Below are 3,693 nucleotides of genomic sequence, written 5' to 3' on the forward strand. Positions count from 1 at the left end.
ATCCCAGCCCGACCCACACCCGCCTGATCCCGGAGGCCCGGGGATGAAGTCGTTGGTAGCCGCTGGTGCCGGTTGTGTCGCTGTCGTTGCCATCGCCATGCTCGATGGTTCCAGCGCGCCGTCCGCATCGGTCTCGTCCGCACCCACCGAAAGTCGCGCCACGGCGGCAGTGCCGGCGTCGTACGATCTCTCGTTCGTCGATGGCGCCACCGATCCGGCGCGCGCGTCGGCCACGCGAGCCAGTCGCCGCACGGGGCATCCTGTCCTCAAGCGCCCTGCGACGGTCATGTCGTCGGCGGCGCTGGGTGATGTCGTCAAGAAGACCTGTGCCGGGTGTCACAGCGATCAGCGCAAGCAGGGAAACCTCTCGCTGCAGCAGTTCGATCTCGCCACCATCGGGCAGGCTGCGCCCGAAGTGGCCGAGAAGATGATCAACAAGCTGCGCACGGGCATGATGCCACCGCCGGGGCGTGCCAAGCCGGGCGGGGACACGCTGCAGGTGCTGCTCGAGACGCTCGAGCGCACCATGGACGCACGCTACGCCGCCGATCCGAATCCCGGCACGCGCACCTTCCAGCGTCTCAATCGGGCTGAGTACGAGCGCGCCATCAAGGACGTGCTGTCGCTCGACATCAAGGCCGAGTCGTGGCTGCCGCTCGACACCAAGAGCGCCAACTTCGACAACATCGCCGACGTGCAGACGCCTTCGGCCACGCTGCTCGATTCGTACCTCGACGCAGCCAGCGAGATCTCGCGCCTCGCCGTGGGTGACCCCAAGGCGGGCGTGTCGACGAGCACGTTCAAGATCGCGCGCCTCGCGTCGCAGCTCGATCAGGTGGACGGCGCGCCGGTAGGTACGCGCGGCGGTGCCGCGGTCACGCATACGTTCCCGGCCGACGGCGAGTACGTGTTCACCATCACGTTGCACGCCATTCCCACCGGTCAGCTCTTCGCGAGCACGGCGCCGTTCGACGAAAAAATCGAGGTGTCGGTCAACGGTGAGCGAGTGGCGATGCTCGACATCGATCGTGGCATGTCGCAGGCCGATCCGCAGGGGATGGAGATGAAGACCAAGCCCATCCCCATCCGTGCGGGCCCGCAGCGCATCGCCGCTACCTTCGTGCGCACGTTCGAAGGACCGGTGAACGACAACATCACGCCGCTCGGCCACAGCATTGCCGACACCCAGATCGGCGCGCAGGCCGGTATCACGGTGCAGGCGCACATCCAGAACTTCGCCGTCACGGGGCCGTACAACCCCACCGGCGTGTCCGATACGCCGAGCCGCCGCCGCATCTTCAGCTGCCGTCCGCTGTCGGCCGCCGAGGCGCGGCCGTGCGCCGAGAAGATCCTCACGCGTCTTGGCACCCAGGCCTATCGCCGGCCCATGCAGGCCAACGACATGAAGGGGTTGCTCACGTTCTACGACGAGGGCGCAAAGAGTGGTGGGTTCGAAACGGGCATCCGCACCGCGCTCGAAGCGCTGCTGTCGAGCCCGCACTTCATCTTCCGCATCGAAGAAGTCCCCACCACGGCCAAGGGGCGCGTGGCGGTGAACGGGGTGGACCTCGCGTCGCGTCTCTCGTTCTTCCTCTGGGGCGCGCCGCCCGACTCGCAGCTCGTGGCGCTGGGCCGTACTGGCCGACTGGCCGACACCACGGTGCTGCTGGCTCAGGCCAAGCGGCTGCTGGCCGACCCGCGCAGTGAGGCGTTGGCCACACGCTTCGCCTCGCAGTGGCTGCGATTGCAGGACATCGAGCTGGTGCATCCCGATGCCAACCAGTTCCCCGATTTCCGCGAACAGCTGGCTACGGACATGCGTCGCGAGACGGAGCTGTTCTTCTACAACCTCGTGCGTGAGAACCGCAGCCTGAACGAACTGTTCACGGCGAACTACACGTACGTGAACGAAGCGCTCGCCAAGCACTACGACATGCCCGGCGTGGTGGGCACGCAGTTCCGCAAGGTGAGCTATCCGGCGGGCTCGCCGCGGAGCGGCATCTTCGGGCATGGCAGCGTGCTCACGCTCACCAGCGTGGCCAACCGCACGTCACCGGTGCTGCGCGGCAAGTGGGTCATGGAAGTGCTCATGGGCTCCCCGCCGCCACCGCCGCCGCCGAATATCCCCGACCTCGAAAAGACCGAGGGGGCGAAGGAAGGGCGCATGCTCACCACGCGTGAGCGCATGGAGATCCACCGCGCGAATGCGTCGTGCAAGTCGTGCCACCAGTTCATCGATCCCATCGGGCTTGCGCTCGACAACTTCGATGTGATGGGGCGCTGGCGCATCCGAGAGAATGGCGCGCCGCTCGACACGCGTGGCGATTACTACGACGGCACGAAGATCACGAGCCCGTCCGAGCTGCAGGGAGCACTGCTCAAGCGCCCCGTTCCGCTCATGCGCTCGTTCACGCAGAACCTCATGGCCTACGCGCTGGGTCGTCGGGTCGAGTGGTACGATGCGCCCACGGTGCGTCGGATCGAGCTTGCCGCACGCACGAACAACTACCGCCTCAACGACTTCATCTTCGGCGTGGTGAAGAGCGACGCCTTCCGCATGCGGAAGGTGGTGGCGGAACAGCCGACGAAGGCCGCGCCGGTATCCAGCCCGGCCAATACCGACACCAAGGCCCCGGCAGCACGCCGCGGGCGCTGATCCCTTTCGATAACCCGACGGAGACCGACCGATGTATTTCCTGACCGGAAAGGCCATGCCCCGCCGTCAGTTCATGCAGGGGATGAGCGCCACGATTGCCCTGCCGTATCTCGACGCGATGATCCCTGTCGGACGCGGCGCGTTCGGCAACGCCAAGCAGGCCCCGCGCCTGGTGGCGATCGAAATGGTGCATGGCGCCGCCGGCTGTAACGAGTGGGGCGCCAAGATGAACCTTTGGTCGCCCGCCGCTACGGGGAAGGCGTACGACCTGGCGCCCACGGCGCTCACGTCGCTCGAGCAGTATCGCGACTACCTCACGATCATCAGCAACACCGATGCGCGCGAGGCCGAGCCCACGTCGCCCAACGAGATCGGTGGTGATCACTTCCGCTCGAGCGCGGTGTACCTCACGCACATGCATCCGAAGCAGACGGAAGGCTCGGATGTGAAGGTGGGCACGTCGCTCGATCAGATCTATGCCAAGCGCTTCGGCCAGGACACGCCCATCCCGTCGATGCAGCTGTGCATCGAGAACGTGGATCAGGCGGGTGGCTGCGCCTACGGCTACGCCTGCGTGTACACCGACTCAATCAGCTGGGCGTCACCCAACGAGCCGCTGCCGGTCATTCGCGATCCGCGCGTGGCCTTCGAAAAGCTGTTCGGTGTGGGCGGGACGAGCGCCGAGCGCGCGGAACGTCGTCGCACGCGTCGCAGTATTCTCGACTTCGTGTCGGGGGAGATGAGCTCGCTCAAGGCTGGGCTCAGCCCGGACGACAAGTCGCGTCTCGATCGCTACCTCACCGACATCCGCGAGGTGGAGCGCCGCATTCAGCGCGTGGAAGCGCGCAACATGAGCGGTGAAGTGCGTGAGCTCCCCGAGGCGCCGGCCGGCGTGCCCGACTCGTTCGCTGAACATGTGAAGCTGATGTTCGACATCCAGGCGCTCGCCTTCGCTGCCGACATCACGCGCGTGTTCTCGTTCAAAATGGGGCGCGACGGCTCGAGCCGGACGTATCCGGAAAGCGGCACCGACAAGC

2 protein-coding genes are annotated in these 3,693 nt (G+C 66.3%); both read left to right on the forward strand.

Features of this window, described 5'->3' with window-relative positions:
* Positions 1-43: 43 nt before the first annotated feature.
* A complete protein-coding gene (locus ACIQ6O_RS14405; RefSeq protein WP_396208474.1) occupies positions 44-2,656 on the forward strand; it encodes a DUF1592 domain-containing protein in 2,613 nt (870 codons plus the stop codon).
* Between the two features lie 31 nt (positions 2,657-2,687).
* Positions 2,688-3,693, forward strand: a 1,006-nt coding sequence (locus ACIQ6O_RS14410; RefSeq protein ID WP_396208475.1) for a DUF1552 domain-containing protein, incomplete at its 3' end; no start/stop codon positions are given.

Source organism: Gemmatimonas sp. (assembly GCF_044345575.1).
In the GTDB taxonomy this organism is placed as follows: Bacteria; Gemmatimonadota; Gemmatimonadetes; order Gemmatimonadales; family Gemmatimonadaceae; genus Gemmatimonas.